Genomic DNA, 20,405 nt, shown 5'->3' with positions numbered 1-20,405 from the left:
GCGGATCACGAGAAACGCCCCTCTCGTGATCCCCTATCGAAGCACCAAGGATACTCTCACACGTGTTTCGGTTGTTTGAGGGGCTGATAGCAAGGGTAGCCCTCTACTTGATGTCAGCTCCAAAAACCAATGCTGGAAGAAAAGGCAGGAACCTTATCATCTGCCAACTTCACCTATAAAACTTATGCAAATGCTGACGGTTACCCCCAACAGCATTTGCTTTTTTTTATCGTTTCCCGTCAATGTGAGGAAACGAACAATGCCTTGCTCTGGGAAATGAAAAAATGAGAATCTTGATTATTGAAGATGATCGGGAAGCGGCAGACTATCTGCTCAAAGCACTGAAGGAAGCAGGGCACTCTCCTGATCACGCAGACAATGGCGAAGACGGACTTGAGCTGGCGATCTCCAACACATGGGATGTGCTCGTCGTTGATCGCATGCTGCCAAAACGAGATGGCCTCTCCATCATCGAAACATTGCGCGCCTCTGGCGATGAAACGCCAGTTCTGATCCTCTCGGCGCTCTCGCAAGTAGACGATCGCGTCACCGGCCTGCGTGCAGGTGGAGATGACTACCTCTCAAAACCCTACGCCTTTTCTGAGCTGCTAGCCCGCGTTGAGGTGCTGAGCCGCCGTAAAGCTGGCCCACAAGTGGAAACCAAGCTGCAGGTTGCCAACCTGGTGTTGGATCGCCTCGCTCACTCCGTTGCCCGAGCAGGGCAGGAGATCGTGTTGCAACCCCGTGAGTTCCGCCTTCTTGAGTACCTCATGAAGCATGCCGGACAGGTGGTGACCCGCACCATGTTGCTGGAAAACGTCTGGGACTATCATTTCGATCCGCAGACCAACGTGATTGACGTCCACATCTCAAGGCTTCGGTCAAAGATCGACAAAGGGTTCGACTTCCCGTTGCTTCATACTGTTCGTGGTGCAGGATACTCCATCCGTGACAGCTCTAACTAGGATCCTCTCAACCACAGCCTTCAAGCTGGCTGCAATCTATTTGACGTCGTTTACGGCGCTCTCTGTGTTTCTGTTCATCTTCATCTCGCAGAACACCGATGACCTGATGAACAAACAGGTGGTGCAGACGGTTGATGCAGAAATTCAGGGCCTTGCCGAACAATATGCCCAAAACGGCATCAACGGGCTTGTTGTCGGTGTAGAGCGTCGGGTCCGAAGTCCAAACTCAAACCTCTACCTCATTCTGGATTACTCCGGAAACGTCATTACGGGCAACATCGCCTACCTGCCTGAGAAAGTTCTCTCAGTGTCCGATGGCCGAATTCAGTTTGTCTCCTATACACCACTAGGTTTTGCTGAGACAGACCAGAACAAAGCCAAAGCGATTGTCCGCATCTTTGAATTGCCGGGCAACTTCAAGCTGCTGGTCGGACGTGATCTGGAAGATCAGGTCCATCTGAAAAGCTTATTGGGTGATGCTTTGACCCTCTGGTTGGTAGGAATGGTCGTTCTTGCTGGCATCACATGGTTCTTCCTCAATCGCCGTATCCTGAAACGCATCGACAACCTTTCCATGAGCTCACGCCAGATTATGGAAGGTGATCTTGCTGGACGCCTTGATGTGACTGGTAACGGAGATGAGTTCGACCGTCTGGCAAGCAACCTCAACGTGATGCTGGATCGCATTGAAGAACTGATGAAGGGCCTCAAGGAAGTCTCCGACAATATTGCTCATGATCTAAAAACACCACTCACACGCATGCGTGGGCGCGTGGAAGCTGCATTGCGGCAAAACTTGAGTGAAGATGAAGGCAGGGAATGTCTTGAAGAGACACTGGTTGAGACCGACGAGCTGATAAACACCTTTAACGCACTGCTGCGCATCGCACGTGTAGAAGCTGGTTCCACTGGAGCTGAGCTGCAATCAATCAAGCTGGGCAACATCGTCAAGGACGTGTGCGAACTCTATGAGCCCGTTGCCGAAGATGATGGTGTCGAGTTCTCTGTCTCACTGGAAGATGAGCCTGTCATCGAAGGTGATCGGGAGTTATTGGCGCAAGCTCTCGCAAACTTGATAGAAAATGCTCTCAAATACGGTCGCCCAACCGAAGAGAATGTCAAACCCACAATCAAAGTCGTACTGTCTGGAAATGATGAGCAGGCTATACTCAGTATAGAAGATAATGGTGCTGGTATTGCTGCTGCTGATCGTGAGCGGGTGTGCAATCGGTTTGTTCGGCTTGATAGCTCTCGCCATGCACCGGGTTCTGGACTTGGATTGTCACTTATCAAGGCGGTGGTAACTCTCCATCATGGAGAATTGCAGCTAACATCGGCTGGGACAGCAGATGATTCTGAAAGTGATAAGCAATCTGGCCTACGTGCCCGGATTGTTCTGCCCTTAAACAAGGGGCAAAGAGGTGAGGGAGAGGGCAACGAAGCATGGGACAAGGCTCGGAAGAAGAACGCCACCAGCTAAAAAGCAGCATTCTGAAGCGCGAACATCGAGAAGGAGCTCTTGCCCCTTTATTTGAGCGCTTGGAACGCCAACCCATCTGTGAAGATGAAGATCTGGGTGATCGGCACCTGAAAGATCTTATTGAGAAGCTGGAACGTAAGGATCTCATTTCTGAGTTTGAGCAGCTCTGTCAGGGCGCGCCTCATCTGCGCAGCTTTATCAAAGGCTTTATGGTCAATGCGCCGTTCTTGCGCGAGACCATGCTGCGCGATGTTCAGCGCTTCCTGCGTATTTTGAACACGCCGCCGGAAGAGACCATTGCGATCCTTCTGCAGGACTGCCTGAATGCCCGCCCTGAAAGCGAAGCAGCGCTTATGCAGTCGCTGCGTCTGGCTAAACAGGAAATGGCTCTCACGGTTGCGCTGGCGGATATCGCAGGCGCATGGCCGCTGGAAAATGTAACGGGTGCTCTTACCAAGTTTGCAGATGCATCATTGACCGCCTGCCTACGCTTCTGCCTTCGCGAGCTTGAAGTAAGAGGCAAATTTATTCCGGTTGATCATGAAGAACCAGAGAAAGAGGCTGGCTTCTTTATTCTGGCCATGGGCAAGCATGGCGCTGGTGAGCTCAATTATTCCTCTGATATTGACCTGATCGTTCTCTACGATCCGGAGCGCAGTCGCTTGATTGGTGGTGCTGAAGCACCAGTTGAGTTCGTCCGCATCACCCGCCGTCTGGTGAAGCTCATGAACGAGCGCACCGGGGACGGATATGTGTTCAGAACTGACTTGCGCTTGCGACCCGATCCAGGAGCGACACCACTGGCAATCTCTGTTCCTGCAGCGTTGGTCTACTATGAAAGCTTGGGCCAGAATTGGGAGCGTGCCGCGCTTATCAAAGCACGTCCATGTGCAGGTGATATTGAAGCGGGTGAGATCTTCCTTGAAGAGATCCGGCCATTCGTCTGGCGCAAATATCTGGATTATGCCGCCATCTCAGATGTGCACTCCATCAAACGCCAGATCCATGCCCACAAAGGCTTCAGCAAAATCACAGTTGCTGGTCATAACGTAAAGCTGGGACGAGGCGGCATTCGTGAAGTTGAGTTTTTCGCGCAGACCCAACAGCTGATCGCAGGTGGCCGCAACCCGCAACTACGCGACCGGCGAACACTGATCACACTGGAAAGACTGGCTGACTGTGGCTGGATCGACCAATCCGCTGCAGAAGATATGGAAGAAGCCTATCGCTATCTGCGCGAGGTTGAGCATCGCATTCAGATGATTAACGATGAGCAGACCCACATCTTGCCTAAGGATGAAGAGGCATTGGCACGTGTCTACCATCTTATGGGTATTCGAGGCCGTTCTGAGTTTGCTGATATGATCCGCTCTAAGTTTGAGTTGGTGCAAAAGCATTACTCTGGCTTGTTTGAGCATGAGCCAGATCTGGCAACCAACCTCGGCAATCTGGTTTTCACAGGAGATGATGAGGACCCCAATACGCTGGAGACTCTCAGTCAACTAGGCTTCCAAAGGCCCGTTGATGCAATCCGCACCATCCGTCAGTGGCACTACGGCAGATATCCGGCGGTCCGTGCGCCAAAATCTCGTGAACGGTTGACTGAGTTCACCCCAATCCTGCTGGATGCATTGGCCCGAACTGAGAATGCAGATAAGGCGCTGCTAACATTCGACTCCTTCCTCTCCAAGCTGCCTATGGGAGTGCAACTCTTCGGGTTGCTTAAGTCCAACCCGCATCTGTTCAACTTGCTGACGATGGTTATGGGCAATGCACCGCGTATGGCCGAGATCGTCTCCAAACGCGTCCACGTTCTGGATGCGCTGCTTGATCCGGCATTCTTTGGTGGGGCACCTTCCGCAGAGCAGATTGAGACCGCCCTTGCTGTCACGCTCGATCAAGCAGGATACTATGAAGAAGCGCTCGACCGGGCACGTATCTTTGTACAGGAGCAACAATTCTTGCTCGGTCTGCGTTTGATCACAGGAACGATCACAGCAGCAGAATTAGGGCAGGGGCTTTCAACACTTGCAGACGCAGTGCTCTGTCAACTGCTGCCACGTGTTCAGCAAGAGCTGGAAGACGCCCACGGCAAAATTCCGGGTGCTGAACTTGCACTTGTCGCCATGGGCAAACTGGGTGGACAGGAAATCACCTGTGCCTCGGATCTGGACCTGATCCTGCTCTATGATTTCCCTGAGGATGTGGTGCAGAGTGATGGCAAGCGCCCGTTGGCCCCAAGCCAGTACTATAGTCGCCTCACACAGCGCCTTGTTTCCGCGCTGACTGCGCCGACGGCAGAAGGCGTCCTCTACGAGGTCGATTTCCGTTTGCGTCCCTCAGGCAACTCTGGGCCGCTTGCAACACGCTTTGCCTCCTTCAAGGATTATCAGTCCAATGATGCCTGGACGTGGGAGCATATGGCCCTGACACGTGCCCGTGTCATCACCAGCTCAAGTCCTGAGTTCGCTCAGCAGATCGACTGTGCAGTCTCTCAGTTGTTGCAGGACAAGCGAGACATTGAAAAACTGGCCCGTGATGTCAGCGATATGCGTGCGCGCATCCAGAAAGAAAAGCCGGCAAAAAGCCCATGGCAGATCAAAGGCATTCCGGGTGGTTTGATCGATATTGAGTTTATCGCCCAGTTCTTGCAGTTGGCTCATGGTGTTGAGCACCCCGAAGTCCTGCAGGCGCGGACAGAAGATGCATTGCTTAAGGCGCGTGATTTTGGAGTATTGAGTGAAGAGGATGCTGACACGCTCATTCCGGCGCTTCGAAACTATGAGGATCTGACACAGATCCTGAAGCTTGCTCAGACCGGTCACTTCGATCCTAAAACAGCTCCGGGCGGCTTGCTTGATCTTCTTGTAAATGCAGGAGGTGAGCCAGACTTTGAGCGTCTGACGATCTACATGCAAGAACAACAGATCATGGTCCGCAGAACCTTTGAGCATCTCATTGGCAAAGTGGAAGAAGCTGAAAAGACAAGCTAAGCCAATACCCATCGAAGATAACAAAAAAGGCCGCTGATGAAGCGGCCTTTTCTTTGAAGAATGTCTTCTTACGCTTAAGCAGCGTTCAGGTTGCTGATGCCCGTCAGGCGGCCTTTTTCGCGTCCTTTAGCCTTCAAGGGCAGCTTGATCGTAACCTCGGTGCCTGTGCCAACTTCAGAGGCGATTTCCATGTAACCGCCGTGCAGTTCGCTGAGAGACCGTGCAATCGCCAGCCCAAGGCCAGAACCTTTGTGTGTCTTGGTGAACTGGTTTTCGACCTGAACAAACGGCTTGGCGAGACGGTCGATATCTTTCTTGGATATGCCGATACCGTTGTCAGAGATCTTGAGTTCTGCAAAGGCACCAACCTTACGAGCAGAGACCCGAACCTCACCATTGTCTGGTGTAAATTTGATAGAGTTTGCAAGCAGGTTGAGCAAGATCTGTTTAACAGCGCGGCGATCAGCCTGCAGATGCATATGAGGAAGGTTTTCGCTGACAACCTTGATGTTTTTCTCAGCAGCAGTTGCGGAGATAATCCGAGCTGCATCCTGAACAATTTGCTGGATCTGAACATCTTCAACTGACAATTCAATCCGGCCTGCTTCAATTTTGGACATATCCAGAATGTCGTTGATCACGTTCAGCAGGTAATTCCCGGAGGAATGAATGTCCTTGCAGTATTCTTTGTACTTGTCTGAACCAAGATCACCAAACATGCCTTGATCCATGATCTCAGAGAAGCCGATGATCGCGTTCAGTGGCGTTCTCAGCTCGTGGGAGATGTTGGCAAGGAATTCGGATTTCGCTTGGTTTGCATCTTCCGCGCGGGTCTTCTCATCCGCATACTTCTCAGTCAGTTCCACCAGCTGTTGAGCCTGTAGCTCAAGTTTCTGGCGGGACTGACGCAAGTCGGCAATGGTTGCCATGTGACCGCGCTCAGACTCAAGCAATTTCTCTTCTTTACGTTTCAGTTCTGTAATGTCGGTGCCAACGGAAACGAAGCCACCATCTTTGGTACGGCGTTCCGATACCTGCAACCAGCGGCCACCTTCCATCTCAACCTTGTAGGAACTCCCCATATCGCTGTCGATGTGGTCGCCTTCCTCAGGCTCGGAAATAATTGGTTGGCTCGCAGAGGACATAACAGTGGCGTAAGGCGTACCTGACTGTACAACATGGTCTGGCAACTGGTGCAGCTTGCGGTAGTTGGAGTTACACATCACCAGATGATTGTCAGCATCCCACAAGACAAAGGCCTCGGAGATGTTTTCAATCGCATCACGCAGGCGTAGATCCGCGGTACGGCTCTGTTCCGCCAAACGCTTCTGCTCAGTCACATCCATACAGATGCCGATCAGATGAGGTTCGTTGGTGCCTGCATCGGTTTGAACTTCAGCGCGAACACGCAGCCAGACCCAGGAACCATCAATGTGACGCATGCGCCATTGACGATCCACATTGCTCTTACCGGTGTCCAGCAGGCTCTTTGCAAGATCATACAGATCAACGTCATCTGCATGGGTTAGCGACTGGATTTCGGCAAAGCCCATAATATCATTGCGTGGATCCATGCCCAGCATCTCATAGAGCGAGGCGGACCAGAACACGCGGCCACGAGAAAGATCCCAGTCAAACAGACCACAGCGACCACGGTTAAGGGCGGCGTCTATGCGAGAGCGCGTCGCCGAGTAAATGCCATCTGCCTGCTGCGCTCGGGTTGCCTGCGCAAAATAGGCGTAGATGATGACCAGCAGCACCATGGAGGTTGCGACGAAGATCGTGACATTGGCGGAAAGTTCAGCGCGCCAAGAGGAGAAGATCGCGTTTTCTGGCTGCATGATAGCAACCATGCCAAGTTTGTTAGGTAAATGATGAACCGTTGCGCGGGTTGCGTCCTTGGTGCCCTCATTGAGCGTTAAAACGCCAGCGCGCTTTCCAAAAAATGTCATCGGCTGAGTGTCACCGAGGAAACTGGTGATCTTCAGCCCTTCCATATTGGGACGGGTTGGAGCGCTGGCAACAATGGTGCCGTTCGGATCAGTCAAAAGAATCTGGCGGCTTTGGCTGGTGGCCCGCGGGGGAAGGGCCTCAGAAAGTGCACGCTGCAAAGCAGAAGTCAGGCCGGCGGAGCCTTTTTCTTGCTCAGAAATTTCAATGCTGGCGGTCAGGGCAGTTGCAATAAGTGTGAGATCGTCTTGAGCTTTTTGGCTGACATTCTCATAATTGTAAGCAATCTCAAGTCCGCGGAAAATAGCGGTACACGCAATGAACACGATGCAAAGAGCAGGAATAATTCTGCGCATCATTGGTTCCGTGGTTAAGAGACGTTGGTAGGCTGGTTGAGCGAGCAACTTGATATGTCCGGTCAGAGCGTCTTTTTTGCCTGCCCGTTTGGTCGAACTCAAGAGTCGTCGAGCGGTCGCGCCCCCCGCAAAGGCTCGTGCCATGAATGCCCCCATGTGTCAGATTCCACCGCAAATAACTCAGGTTGCAATTCACCCGAATCACATTCATTTGAATCTATCCGAATCAACTTGTCCAGAGTCTCGACACAAAAAAATGGTTAACGGCAGCACTTTTTGCTGCCGTTAATTTTCATAGGACTCTCAGAGACTTCGTAGGATGCAAAGTAGACTGTCTTAGTTTAGGCATAGTTCAACTATTTCTTTGACGTCAGTAGAGAGTTGCTGGTCAGCTTCAAGAATTCGCTTTAAAGCGGCTTCTGCCTTTACTCTGCGTTCTGCATTCATATTCTTCCAGGTGCCAAAGCTTTTGACCATTCTGGAAGCAACCTGAGGGTTAGTCTTGTCCAATTGCAACGTGATTTCAGCAAGATAATCATATCCTGAGCCATCAGCTGCATGGAAACCTCTTGTATTGCCACCCAGGAAGCCACCAATAAGCGCATAGATACGGTTTGGATTATCCCAAGAAAATGCAGAGTGTTCTGTAAGAGTACGTAGGGCGCCAATGGTGTCTTTGCTTGGTGCGCTAGCTGTAACACCCAGCCATTTATCCATGGCAAGAGCAGTACCGTTGTGGCGTTCCTCAAAGGAAGCCATCGCTTCTTGTGCTCCTGCCAGCTCGAACTTAACCAGACAGTTCAGGGCGCTGATCCGGTCAGTCATATTATCAGCAGCGTCAAAATGCGCTTTAGCCAGAGCAGCGCTGCCTTCACCTGCACTTGCTGCTATGTAAGTCAAACAACGCAGCTTCAGTGCACGCTTCCCAGCAGATAGAGCATCCGGGTTAAACGTTGCAGGCATCTCCAATGCATCATAGATACGTTTGAAAGTATCATAGAGTGCAACGCCGATCTCTTTGGAAAACGCATCACGTGCATTGCCGATCGCATCTGTGTCGACATCTTTGCCGATTTCAAGCGCGATTGCCTGCTCGCTAGGCAACATCAGGCCAAAACCACGGAATGCATGATCAAGGTTCTCATCCGCTGCCATGTGACCGAGCGCTTCAATAAAGGCGTCCTTGCCTGTCGGCTCTGAACCATTGGTCAGCTCAATAAGCAGCTCAGTCATCAACGTCTGAGCAGCCTGCCAGCGATTGAACGGGTCGATGTCGTGGCGCATCAGGAAGATCTGATCTTCACGGGGCAAGCCTGTTTCCAATTTAACTGGAGCAGAGAACTCGCGCAGCAGGGAAGGAACTGGTCTACTGGCAATACCATGGAAGACAACGGTTTGTTTGTTGTCGCTTAGGCACAGCAAGTCGCCATCGACTTGAGCGCCTTCGGCACTGGAATAGGCGAGATCGTCCCCATTCGGGCCAACCAGGCCAAAGCGAATAGGAATGAAGAATGGTTTCTTTTGGTCTTGTCCAGGTGTTGGAGCATTAATCTGCTCAAGATCCAAAGTGAAAGTCTTTGCGGCCTCATCGTAAGAGCCCTTTGCTTTCACGACTGGTGTACCGGACTGGTGGTACCACAGGCTGAAATGAGATAAATCGATCTGGGTGGCATCTTCAAAGCATTTGATGAAGTCCTCAATGGTTGAGGCATCTCCGTCATGTCGCTCGAAATAAAGGTCCATCCCTTTTCTGAAGTTATCCGCACCAAGAATAGTCTTGATCATACGAACAAGTTCAGCGCCTTTGTCATAGACAGTCGCTGTATAGAAGTTGTTGATCTCTTTGTATTCTGTTGGGCGGACTGGATGTGAAAGAGGCCCCTGATCCTCAGGAAACTGGCGGGACTTCAAGCGGATCACATCTGCAATGCGCTTCACCGGGCGGGAACGCTCATCAGAAGAGAACTCTTGATCGCGGAATACTGTGAGGCCTTCCTTCAGGCAGAGCTGGAACCATTCGCGGCATGTGATGCGGTTGCCAGTCCAGTTGTGGAAGTATTCGTGGGCAACAACGGTCTCAATACCTTCGTAATCTGAGTCCGTAGCTGTGTCGCTATCTGCCAGAATGTATTTGTCGTTGAAGATGTTGAGGCCCTTGTTCTCCATCGCGCCCATGTTAAACGCAGAAACAGCAACAATGTTGAACACATCCAAATCGTACTCGCGGCCAAACACCTTCTCGTCCCAACGCATGGACCGGATCAAGCTGTCCATGGACCAGTCTGCGCGTTCCTCATTGCCCTTTTCGACAAAGATGTTCAGATCGACTGGTGTACCGGAAGCTGTGGTGTACTTCTCTGAAATGCAGGCAAGGTCGCCAGCAACGAGCGCAAACAAATAAGCTGGCTTCGGGTGCGGGTCATGCCATACTGCAAAATGACGGTCAGTGCCTTCAATGTCACCTGTGTCCTGTGGGTTACCATTACCCAGCAAGATCGGACTAGATGCTTTGTCAGCTTCAATACGTGTGGTGAATACGGAAAGCACATCCGGGCGGTCATAGTAATAAGTGATCCGGCGGAAACCCTCTGCCTCACACTGAGTGCAGTAGATGCCCTGAGAAAGGTAAAGCCCCTCCAGCTTGGTATTTGTGGTTGGGTTCACCTTGGTGACAACTTCCAACTGGAAGCGATCAGCAGGTGGTGCATGAACCACCAACTTCTCTGGGGTGGCTTCATAGTCACTCTCCGCCAAAGCCGCACCATCGATTGCGACGGAAGTAAGTGTGAGATCATCCCCATCAAGCTCAAGAGCAGTTCCTGCTTCGGTGCCTTCGCGTTTGGAGAGGGTTAGGGTGGAGATCACCTCGGTTGCTTCCGGTTGAAGCTTGAAGACCAGAGAAACATTCTTAATGACGTAGGGTGTTTCTTTGTAGTCTTGCAGTTTGATGAGCTGAGCTGTCTCAGAGCGCATACCGGTTCTCCCAAGAGGTGTTGAAGCAGCTTTATCGCCTCTTGGCGCAGCGCTTCCAAATTTTTATATAGATCGGCGGTACCGTTGAAAACGGTTCCGGTCAAATGCAGGGAATGAAAACCTCATCACTTTTGCACCCAAAAATCAAATTATCAAGCAAGGGAAGGACTGGAAGGAGATCATGACAGATCCTCGTAAGCACTATCCCGAAAAAACAGGTAGCACTGGGCTCTTGAAACAGATCTATACAAAAAAGCTGAGGTTGCTTCCGTGACGGCTCCCCTGGAAAACATAAAAGTATTGGAACTGGCGCGTATTCTGGCAGGCCCATGGATTGGACAAACCCTCGCAGATTTGGGGGCGGATGTCATCAAGGTAGAAAGCCCGCGCGGTGACGATACCCGAACCTGGGGCCCTCCGTTTATTGAGGAGGAAGGTGGCAGCAAAAGTGCGGCCTACTTCCACGCTTGTAACCGTGGTAAGCGATCCATTGCAGCCGACTTTTCAAAGCGGGAAGACCTTGAGCTGATTTATGATCTGGTACGCCAAAGTGACGTGCTGATCGAAAACTTCAAGGTTGGCGGATTGGCCAAGTTCGGCCTCGACTATGACAGTCTCAAGAAGATCAATCCAAAGCTGATCTATTGTTCTGTGACTGGGTTTGGTCAGGATGGTCCGTATGCCCACCGTGCAGGGTACGATTTCATGATTCAGGGCATGGGTGGAATTATGGACCTGACTGGCTCTAAAGGCGGCGAGCCACAAAAAGTAGGTGTTGCATTCGCCGATATCTTCACGGGTCTTTACGGCGTCATCGGTATTCAGGCAGCTCTGCGCCGTCGTGATCTGACCGGTGAAGGTGAATGGATCGACATGGCTTTGCTGGATGCTCAGGTCGGTGTTTTGGCCAATCAAGCGATGAATTATCTGAGCAGCGGCAATGTCCCCAGCCGTATGGGGAATGCTCATCCAAACATTGTTCCATATCAGGTCTTCGAAGTGAATGACGGTCATCTCATTGTGGCAGTTGGCAACGACACCCAGTTTGTGAACTTCTGCAAGATTCTCGAGCAGGAAGAACTATCTGAGGACGAACGTTATGCCACCAACCCATCTCGGGTGAAGCACCGTGAAGAATTAACAGAAAAGCTTCAGGCACTGGTTCTGAACTTCAACCGAGATGAACTCCTGTCAAAAATGGAAGAACGTGGCGTTCCGGCAGGTCCGATCAATACAGTTGGCGATGTTTTACAGGATCCTCAAATTGAACATCGGCAAATGAAGGTCAACTTGCCAACAACCTCTAAGGATCAAGGCGAGCAAACCTATGTGCGCACGCCAATTCAATTTACTAATTCTAAGCTGAAACTAGAGAAGGGTGCGCCAGCTCTCGATGAACATAGAAATGAGATATTGAGAGAATTGGGCAAAGAAGCAGTAGAATAAAGACTAGCGACACCATGTGCAGGAAGGCAGTTTGACCCTCGGTCCGGGGAGTGGTTTAACGGGCTGGCATTCCTCACACAGGTGGGTCACGGTTTGAAGCTTTGGAATAGGATCAGACGTAAAGCAATCGGTATACGGCGATGCTATTACAAGCTATCACTGACATGGCTGGTGAGTTTGACCTTTGTGACCGTAGTGACGTTGTGCGGCGGTATTGTGCTGTACATGTCGGTTCATACCAACCTGAAGAATACCCGGAGCCTTATTGAAAAAGCTTCGATTATGTCCACCGAGGCAATCAACAACGCCTTAGGTGCCTACATGACCCCGGCATTCTCCTCGGTACACGCAATCAAAGTTTATGCGGAAGAACAGCCAACAGCGCAAAATGCGATCTTTCGTGCTCGCCAGACATTTCGCGGTGTTTTGTTCGGCGTAAAAAGTGTCGAAGGCTTGGTGTTGTCATTGCCCAACGGAACTGTCTGGGGCTTACGTCACGCCGAAAATCGGCAAGATCTGGTCTCATTCCACCCAGAACAAGATCTGTTTGAATTCTCCAAAATGCAAAGCATTGATGCGCAAACCGACGAAGACCCATTCTGGGGGGATTTTTATGCATCTGGTGAAGATCCTTTTGCGACGGCCACGAGCGCAATTGAGTTCGATGGAGAGACGATCGGCTACGTTTCCGCAATCATCACGATGAAGGGAGTTGGCTCGGTCCTCGCCTCTTCGAATGAGGATGGTCTTGGAAATGAAATTGGCGAAGAGGATGTCACTCGATTTATCCTGACCGACAAAAATCGAGTGCTCGCATACTCCTCACCAACTAATGAGCTACAGCAACACAATCTCCTGGCTCATGTTGAAGAGTTTGGGGATCCCGTTCTTGCTAAGTTCGAGGGGAGTAAAGCTCAGCCTTTTAGCCAGCGTGCGCGCAAACGAGGCGTGGAACTACATCTGATTTATGACGGTGAGGACATGTATGTTCTTGTCTCACAAAAGCTTGTTTCACCGGATGGCGAAGTCTACTACGTCGGGGAATACCAGCTGGCAAACTCGCGCTATGATGAATTCACCCGCCTGATCAATTCGGTCTTTGCAGGCGTAGCTGTTGTGTTCCTGTCCGCACTTGTCGCGATCTTCTTTGCGCGGCGTTTGTCATCCCCGTTGAAAGGCATCGCTGCACGCGCTCAAAAATTCGGTGCTTTAGAGTTTGAACATCTCGAACCGTTGCCGCGCAGTCATATTCGTGAAGTGGATCAGATCACGTCCGCAATGAATGCCAGCACCAGTGGCTTGCAGGCGATGAGTAGGTATATCCCGAAGTCGCTCTATTCTAAATTGATGGCTATGGGCATCGACCGGGCGGCCAAAGCGAAAGAAGCTGAACTGACAATCCTGTTTACGGACATCGAAGGCTTCACGTCGATCTCTGAACATAGAAGCGCAGGTGAAGTCGCTGGTCTGCTTAATGACCACTTCAAATTGCTGGTATCTGCTGTCGAAGCTCATCAGGGTACAGTCGATAAATTTGTCGGTGATGGGATGCTCGCTTTCTGGGGTGCTCCAAATGAGATGGAAGACCATGCCCGACGTGCGATCTCCGCTGCAGAAGATATGGTCAGAGCTATCCAGCAGGCTAATGAAGCCGCGCCTGAGAATGCACTGAACGTTCGGATTGCCATTCACACAGGTCCAGTAATTGTTGGCAATGTGGGGGCCGTAGAGCGTTGGAATTACACCATTGTTGGCGATGCCGTGAATGTGTGCAGTCGCCTGCAAGGCCTTGGCGGCACCATCTCCTCCGTTAAAGGAGCATGTGTGGTGTTGAGTGGTGAAACTGTCGAGAAAGCGGGCCGACCAGATAATGTAACCCATCGTGGGAGCCATGATATTCGTGGCCGGAAGGGTAAGGTCGAGGTTTGGCAGCTCAACTCGACCATATGCGACGACTAAGAATCCCGGCATTGTCTTCTAGTTTAATTTAAGTGTCCCGCGTAACCCAACCTCATTGAAAGAAAGCCCTGTTCTAGTGTGGAAGCCGCGAAAGGTTTTCTCGCGTGCGCTAGCAACAGATCAGTGAGGAAGGGACGCACGTGAACCTGCTTGACGTCAAAGGGTTGTCGGTAGAGTTTCATGGAGATGAAGGGCATCACCAAGTTGTCCGCGATGTGTCTTTTAGTGTCCCGGAAAACAAGTGCGTCGCTTTGGTAGGTGAATCAGGGTCTGGTAAGACCGTGATCTCCAGAGCAGTGATGGGTATACTTCCTGCAAAATCTCGTATCACTGCCGGGCAAATCCTGTTCCGGGACAATCGTAAAAACGGTGAGCAAATAGATATTGCAAAGCTGCCCCCAGCTGGTCCTGCCATGCGTGCTATTCGTGGTGATCAGATTGCGATGATCTTTCAAGAGCCCATGGTCTCGCTATCACCGCTGCACACCATCGGCGATCAGATCAGCGAAGCGGCAAAACTCCACCGCTTTGTTGGATCTAAAGAAGCGCAGGAACTGACCAAGGATATGCTGCGTTTGGTTCATTTTCCTGAGCCTGAGCGAGCAATCCGTGCTTATCCATTTGAGCTCTCTGGTGGCTTACGGCAACGTGCACTCATCGCAATGGCGATGATCTGCCGGCCCACACTTCTTATCGCAGATGAACCGACAACTGCGCTGGATGTCACCATTCAGGCCGAAATTCTGAAGCTGATTAAGGAAGTGCAAGCTGAACTGAACATGACACTGCTCATGATCACGCATGACTTTGGTGTGGTCACAAACATGGCTGATGAAGTTGTCGTGGTCTACAACGGTGAAGTTATGGAAAAAGGCAGTGTTGAGGATCTTTTCCAGACCCCGCAACATCCTTATCTGAAAGCTCTGCTCAATGCGGTTCCATCGCTTTCCATGGAACCCGATGAACGCCTCGTCCCAATCAGGCCAATCAAACCACGCACTCATCACTCTGATTTGCAACCACAGCCGGTTGGTAAGACACATGCGTTTCGTGGAACGTCACTCATAGAGCTTGATGGAGTTTGTAAGAATTTCACATTCAAGAACCTGCGTGGCAAAAAACGCAGAGGCATGACAACGGCACTCGACAATGTTTCTTTGACGGTCCGCAGGGGGGAATGCCTTGGCATTGTTGGAGAGTCTGGGTCCGGTAAGACCACTGCATCCCTTGCTATGTTGCGTGCCTTTCCTCTGACACGAGGTAAAATCTCTTACACCACGGATGATGGGCCACGCGATATTCAGGGCTTTTCAGAAAAAGAGCTCTTCCAATACCGAAAACGGGCCCAGATTATATTTCAGGATCCGTTCTCTTCGTTAAACCCACGCCGAACACTCAACGAGATTCTGCAGGAACCGCTGGTCATACACCGCATGGGTGATAGCCTCAGTCAAGGCGCACGCATCCGTGAATTAATTGACCTCGTTGGCCTGTCGCCAAGGTATCTGCGTCGTTACCCGCATTCCTTCTCCGGAGGCCAAAGGCAACGTATTGGGATCGCGAGAGCCCTGGCGCTCAATCCGGAGTTCTTGATTTGTGATGAGCCAACATCAGCGCTGGATGTGTCTGTACAGGCACAAATCCTGAATCTGCTCAAAGACCTCAAAGATGAGTTGGGCCTCACTTATGTTTTCGTCAGCCACAACCTTGCAGTGGTTGACTACATTTCCGACCGTGTTGCAGTCATGTGCAAAGGCAAGGTTGTTGAAGTCGGACCGACGCGGCAGATCATAGACAATCCCATTCACCCCTATACGCGTGCTCTCCTCAAAGCGGTGCCGGAACCCTCTTTGGATCACAAACTGGATTTCTCTTCGCTGGCAGGAACGGCAAGCTCAGACCCGATACAATGGCCGTCACCCTACCGGATGCGATACACGACCGTTCCATATTTGGTTGAAATAGAAACAGACCATTGGGTGTGTGCTCCGGGTATGGAGAGCATGCGTGATATTGTTGGTTTGGGAGGCAGCCATATATGACAAGACTTAGCCTCCTTACCCCCGCGGTCATGTTTATCAGCCTAGCAGTACCCACTGTCTCGGCGGCTCTGATCCTCAAGGAAACTCCGGGGATTCCACCGGGCCTGCCATCCGTGGTGGATCGTGTGCCCAAAGAACCTCTGGTGACATACCCCGATGATATTGGTCGTGTAATCGGCGTGCAGGGCGGTGCGCTGCATACGCTTATCTCACGGCCTAAAGACGTTCGCCTGATCAATGTGTGGGGTTATGCACGGCTGGTCGGGTACAATGAAAATCTCGAGCTAAATCCAGACATCTTAGAAAGTGTAGATAATCACTACGACAAGGTCTTCACTCTAAATCTGCGTGAAGGCCATAAATGGTCTGACGGCAGCTCCTTCAATGCAGAAGATTTTAGGTTTTGGTTTGAAGATGTTGCCTTAAATGAGGAACTTAACCCTATCGGTCTGCCGGGGTTCATGTTGGTGGATGGAGAAGGCCCCGAGTTCTCAGTTGTCGATGAGACCACAGTTCGCTTTGAGTGGCATGAGCCAAACCCTTTGTTCTTACAGGAACTTGCAAAAGCGCGCCCGCCGTTCATTTACCGGCCAGCTGCCTATATGAAGCAGTTCCATGAAGAATACGGAAACCCGGAGTTTATCCGCCAGATTGCCCGTATTGAGAAAGTGCGCGGATGGGCACCTTTATTCAACCGCATGGATGACATGTACGGAGCCTCCAATCCGCATATCCCTACATTACAGCCATGGGTGCCACGAAACACTTCGGGTGATCGCAGGGCAGTCATGGAACGAAATCCGTTTTTTCACCGGGTGGATAGTGCAGGCCAGCAACTTCCTTACATCGACCGCATCATTATGGATGTGGTGGATGGAAAACTTATCCCAGCAAAAACGCTGGCAGGCGAGAGTGATCTGCAAGCGCGTGGACTAGGGTTCTCTGACATTTCCGTGCTTAAACGCGGTGAGCAAACACAGGATTACGACACGCGCCTTTGGCTCAACTCAAAAGGCTCTGAGATTTCGATCCTGCCTAATCTCAGCGTTAAAGACCCGGCATGGCGTAAACTCATGCAAGATCGTAGATTTCGCCACGCGCTTTCATTGGGCATTGATCGCGAACTCATAAACAAAGTGCTCTATTTTGGTTTAGGCCAAGCGGGCAACGACACTGTTCTCAATATTTCTCCGCTGTATCAGCCAGATTTTCAAACGGCCTGGGCGGAGTTTAATCCAGATCTTGCCAACCAGTTGCTGGATGATATCGGACTGACAGACAGGCGAGGGGACGGCGTTCGCTTGTTGGAAGACGGGCGCCCGCTGCAACTTATCATCGAAACCACGGGCGAAAGTGCTGAACAAGATGATGCACTGGAACTTGTTGCAGAAACATGGAAAGAGATCGGCGTCTCCGCCTTCATCCGCCCAAGCCAACGCGACACGATCCGGGCCCGCGCACTTTCTGGCGCTTTAATGATGTCGGTTTGGTCCGGTTTTGAAAATGGCGTGCCAACAGCAGATATGCCGCCGATAGACTATGCTCCCACGCGTGAAGATTTTCTCTCATGGGCTCCCTGGGGCAATTATTATGAAAGTGACGGCCACGCAGGTGTGAAACCTGACTGGCCCCCTGCGATTCGCTTGGTGGAGCTCTTCGACCAATGGCTGGTGAGCAGTAGTTTTGAAGAACGAGATATGATCTGGGAGCAGATCCTGCAGATACATGCGGATGAGACAATCCATATCGGTCTGGTCAACGCCGTCCGTCATCCAGTCGTTGTTATGGGGCTATTGAATGTACCTGAAATGGGCATTTATGGCTGGGATCCCGGAGCACAGTTCGGCATTCACCGCATGGATCTCTTCTTCTTTGAAGAGCTCTTGCCTGATGAAGATGATCTGTCTCGTTGATTTTCTAACTTGCCTTAAGCGCGGACTAATAGGGCTTCTCAAACCTGATTAGATTTTCTCAGAGAAAGCCAAGAGAGCTCCTTTAGACTTCTCCCACGAGTGGTGTGAGAAAAGAAAGGGAAGCGGGTGCTCAATTACATCCTGCGGCGACTGTTGGTGATGATGCCAACGCTTGCTGCCATCAGTTTCCTGATTTTTTTCATCATCGAATTGCCAGAAGGGGATTACATCTCCAACCAGATCTCCATGCTCCGCTCTACCGGAGAAAGTGCTTCCATTGGCAGATTGGAATTTTTGCGCAAAGAGTTTGCTCTCGACCGCCCGTTTGTAGAGCGCTACGGCATATGGGTAGGTCTATGGCCCGGACCCAATGGGTTTGATGGATTAATTCAGGGCAATTGGGGATGGTCTTTTGAGTATGATCAGCCGGTCGGAGAAGTAGTTGGCCCAACCTTACCACTCACAGTTGCACTCAATCTTGCCACAATCCTCTTTATTTACTGCGTTGCCTTTCCCATCGGCATTTACTCCGCAACGCACCAGTATTCGGTCGGAGATTACACCTTTACGCTTATTGGGTATCTTGGCCTCGCAACCCCGAACTTCCTCTTGGCATTGGTTTTAATGTACCTGGCGAACAGTTGGTTCGGACTGACGGTAGGCGGCATCATGGAGGAGCACTACATTGGCGAGCCCATGAGTGGTGGCAAAGTTCTGTCTATTGTGGCGCATTTGATTGTTCCGGTGATCGTCATCGGAACATCTGGCACTGCTGCGATGATCCGTCGACTACGCGCCAATCTATTGGACGAAATCTACAAGCAATACGTCACCACTGCTCGTTCCAAAGGAATGCGAGAAAGCAAACTCCTCGTCAAGTATCCCCTTCGTGTCGCCCTCAACCCATTCATCGCAGATATCGGCAACCTTATTCCTTCGCTTGTGTCAGGTTCGGTTATTGTTTCTGTCGTTCTCAACCTGCCCACTGTCGGTCCCGTCCTTCTTGGAGCGCTTCAATCGCAGGACCAGTTCCTTGCAGGGTTTATTCTCCTCTTCGTCTCGATCCTCACATTGATTGGCATGTTGGTCTCTGATGTCTTGCTTGGGTATCTGGATCCACGAATTCGCCTTGGAAAAGAAGGGGCGAGACAATGAGCCCGGGTAAACGTGGAGAGGACAAAGCAGAGCACTACGTCAACCCTAAGGGCTTTGATCCTAAAGATGTTGAGATACTAACCCGAGAGCAGGAGAGATATTATCAGGCTCCTCAATGGAAGATCATCTGGTGGAAATTCCGCAAACACAAACTGGCAGTTCTCTCCGCGATCGTCCTCTTCTTCTTCTACCTGTGCGTGCCCTTCGCAGAAATCATTGCACCGTATCCGGTGGCAAAACGAAACGTAGACTTCCTCTTTGCCCCACCACAAGCCATTCACCTGTTCCATGAAGGCAAACTGGTAGGACCCTTTGTGTATGGCCTAAATCCTTCAGTTGATCTGGAAAATCTGAAGTGGGTCTACGAGACAGATACTACAAAAGTCCAAAAAATTCGGTTCTTCTGTAAAGGAGAACCCTACAAGTTCTGGGGGCTGTTTCCCGCGAGCTTTCACGTCATTTGCCCCGCGAAAGACGGCACGCTTTTCATCGCAGGAACGGACAGATTGGGGCGAGATCAGTACTCTGGGCTTGTCTATGGAGCACGGCTGTCTCTTACAATTGGCCTCGTTGGAGTAAGCATATCCATGGTGCTTGGCGTCTTGCTGGGCGGACTTGCTGGCTTCTTCGGAGGGTGGATCGATAGCTCAATTCAACGCGTTATAGAAATTATGCGCTCGCTGCCAGAACTCCCGCTCTGGATGGCTCTGTCTGCAGCTTTGCCGATAACATGGTCGCCGGTCTGGATTTACTTTGGCCTGACCGTCATTCTGGGTCTGCTGGACTGGCCGGGCTTAGCGCGTGCTGTCAGATCAAAATTGCTCTCGCTGCGAGAAGAAGAATATGCCAAGGCCGCGGCGCTTATGGGTGCCAGCCCAAGTCGTATTATTGTCAAACATCTGCTTCCCGGCTTTACAAGCCATCTGGTCGCTTCCGCAACGCTTTCCGTGCCAGCGATGATACTTGGTGAAACGGCACTTTCTTTCTTGAATCTTGGACTGAGGAGGCCTGCTGTCTCATGGGGCGTTCTTCTCAATGAAGCTCAGAATATTTCTGTCGTTACCATTTATCCGTGGTTGATGGCGCCGGTTATTCCGATCATCATTGTCGTGCTTGCCTTCAACTTCATGGGCGACGGGTTGCGCGATGCAGCTGATCCTTACAAGTAGCTGG

11 protein-coding genes are annotated in these 20,405 nt (G+C 51.2%); 9 read left to right on the top strand and 2 right to left on the bottom strand.

The window, feature by feature from the left end:
- Nucleotides 1-284: 284 nt before the first annotated feature.
- Genes PsAD26_RS20910 through PsAD26_RS20900 form a run of 3 tightly spaced genes read left to right on the top strand, consistent with a single transcriptional unit; the run spans nucleotide 285 to nucleotide 5,438 of the window.
- Nucleotides 285-965, top strand: coding sequence for a response regulator transcription factor (locus PsAD26_RS20910; protein ID WP_063311959.1), 681 nt, complete (start codon nucleotides 285-287; stop codon nucleotides 963-965).
- The gene (locus PsAD26_RS20905) at nucleotides 949-2,445 is read left to right on the top strand and encodes a HAMP domain-containing sensor histidine kinase (protein WP_063311958.1); all 1,497 of its coding nucleotides are present in this window, start codon (nucleotides 949-951) and stop codon (nucleotides 2,443-2,445) included. The genes PsAD26_RS20910 and PsAD26_RS20905 overlap by 17 nt, the downstream gene beginning before the upstream one ends.
- Nucleotides 2,409-5,438, top strand: coding sequence for a bifunctional [glutamine synthetase] adenylyltransferase/[glutamine synthetase]-adenylyl-L-tyrosine phosphorylase (locus tag PsAD26_RS20900; protein WP_063311957.1), 3,030 nt, complete (start codon nucleotides 2,409-2,411; stop codon nucleotides 5,436-5,438). The genes PsAD26_RS20905 and PsAD26_RS20900 overlap by 37 nt, the downstream gene beginning before the upstream one ends.
- A 74-nt stretch (nucleotides 5,439-5,512) precedes the next feature.
- On the opposite strand, the gene PsAD26_RS20895 is transcribed toward PsAD26_RS20900, so the two are convergent.
- A complete protein-coding gene (locus PsAD26_RS20895) occupies nucleotides 5,513-7,888 on the bottom strand; it encodes a PAS domain-containing sensor histidine kinase (RefSeq protein ID WP_063311956.1) in 2,376 nt (791 codons plus the stop codon).
- Between the two features lie 192 nt (nucleotides 7,889-8,080).
- Nucleotides 8,081-10,717, bottom strand: coding sequence for an aminopeptidase N (gene pepN, locus PsAD26_RS20890; RefSeq protein WP_063311955.1), 2,637 nt, complete (start codon nucleotides 10,715-10,717; stop codon nucleotides 8,081-8,083).
- Nucleotides 10,718-10,987: 270 nt separating this feature from the next.
- Between pepN and PsAD26_RS20885 the strand changes: the two genes are divergently transcribed.
- The 6 genes from PsAD26_RS20885 to PsAD26_RS20860 all read left to right on the top strand — a co-directional run bounded on the left by PsAD26_RS20885 (nucleotide 10,988) and on the right by PsAD26_RS20860 (nucleotide 20,401).
- Complete coding sequence (locus tag PsAD26_RS20885; protein ID WP_063311954.1) at nucleotides 10,988-12,163, top strand: CaiB/BaiF CoA-transferase family protein; 1,176 nt, start codon at nucleotides 10,988-10,990, stop codon at nucleotides 12,161-12,163.
- 171 nt (nucleotides 12,164-12,334) lie between these two features.
- Nucleotides 12,335-14,122, top strand: a complete 1,788-nt coding sequence (locus tag PsAD26_RS20880; protein ID WP_208985786.1) for an adenylate/guanylate cyclase domain-containing protein — start codon at nucleotides 12,335-12,337, stop codon at nucleotides 14,120-14,122.
- Between the two features lie 140 nt (nucleotides 14,123-14,262).
- Nucleotides 14,263-16,164, top strand: coding sequence for an ABC transporter ATP-binding protein (locus PsAD26_RS20875; RefSeq protein WP_063311952.1), 1,902 nt, complete (start codon nucleotides 14,263-14,265; stop codon nucleotides 16,162-16,164).
- Nucleotides 16,161-18,077, top strand: coding sequence for an ABC transporter substrate-binding protein (locus tag PsAD26_RS20870; RefSeq protein WP_063311951.1), 1,917 nt, complete (start codon nucleotides 16,161-16,163; stop codon nucleotides 18,075-18,077). The genes PsAD26_RS20875 and PsAD26_RS20870 overlap by 4 nt, the downstream gene beginning before the upstream one ends.
- 126 nt (nucleotides 18,078-18,203) lie before the next feature.
- Nucleotides 18,204-19,232: an ABC transporter permease gene (locus PsAD26_RS20865; protein ID WP_063311950.1), complete on the top strand. Its 1,029-nt coding sequence runs from the start codon at nucleotides 18,204-18,206 to the stop codon at nucleotides 19,230-19,232.
- On the top strand, nucleotides 19,229-20,401 hold the full coding sequence (locus PsAD26_RS20860; RefSeq protein ID WP_063311949.1) for an ABC transporter permease: 1,173 nt from the start codon (nucleotides 19,229-19,231) through the stop codon (nucleotides 20,399-20,401). The genes PsAD26_RS20865 and PsAD26_RS20860 overlap by 4 nt, the downstream gene beginning before the upstream one ends.
- Nucleotides 20,402-20,405: the final 4 nt, after the last annotated feature.

The organism is Pseudovibrio sp. Ad26, assembly GCF_001623285.1.
Lineage (GTDB): Bacteria > Pseudomonadota > Alphaproteobacteria > Rhizobiales > Stappiaceae > Pseudovibrio > Pseudovibrio ascidiaceicola.
The sequence above is the reverse complement of the archived record's forward strand: the minus strand, read 5'-3'. Positions and strand labels throughout refer to the sequence as shown.

Coding starts and splice junctions, on each gene's coding strand:
- PsAD26_RS20870 (WP_063311951.1), top strand. CDS start 16,161: ATGACAAGACTTAGCCTCCTTACCCCCGCGGTCATGTTTATCAGCCTA.
- PsAD26_RS20910 (WP_063311959.1), top strand. CDS start 285: ATGAGAATCTTGATTATTGAAGATGATCGGGAAGCGGCAGACTATCTG.
- pepN (WP_063311955.1), bottom strand. CDS start 10,717: ATGCGCTCTGAGACAGCTCAGCTCATCAAACTGCAAGACTACAAAGAA.
- PsAD26_RS20860 (WP_063311949.1), top strand. CDS start 19,229: ATGAGCCCGGGTAAACGTGGAGAGGACAAAGCAGAGCACTACGTCAAC.
- PsAD26_RS20900 (WP_063311957.1), top strand. CDS start 2,409: ATGGGACAAGGCTCGGAAGAAGAACGCCACCAGCTAAAAAGCAGCATT.
- PsAD26_RS20895 (WP_063311956.1), bottom strand. CDS start 7,888: ATGGCACGAGCCTTTGCGGGGGGCGCGACCGCTCGACGACTCTTGAGT.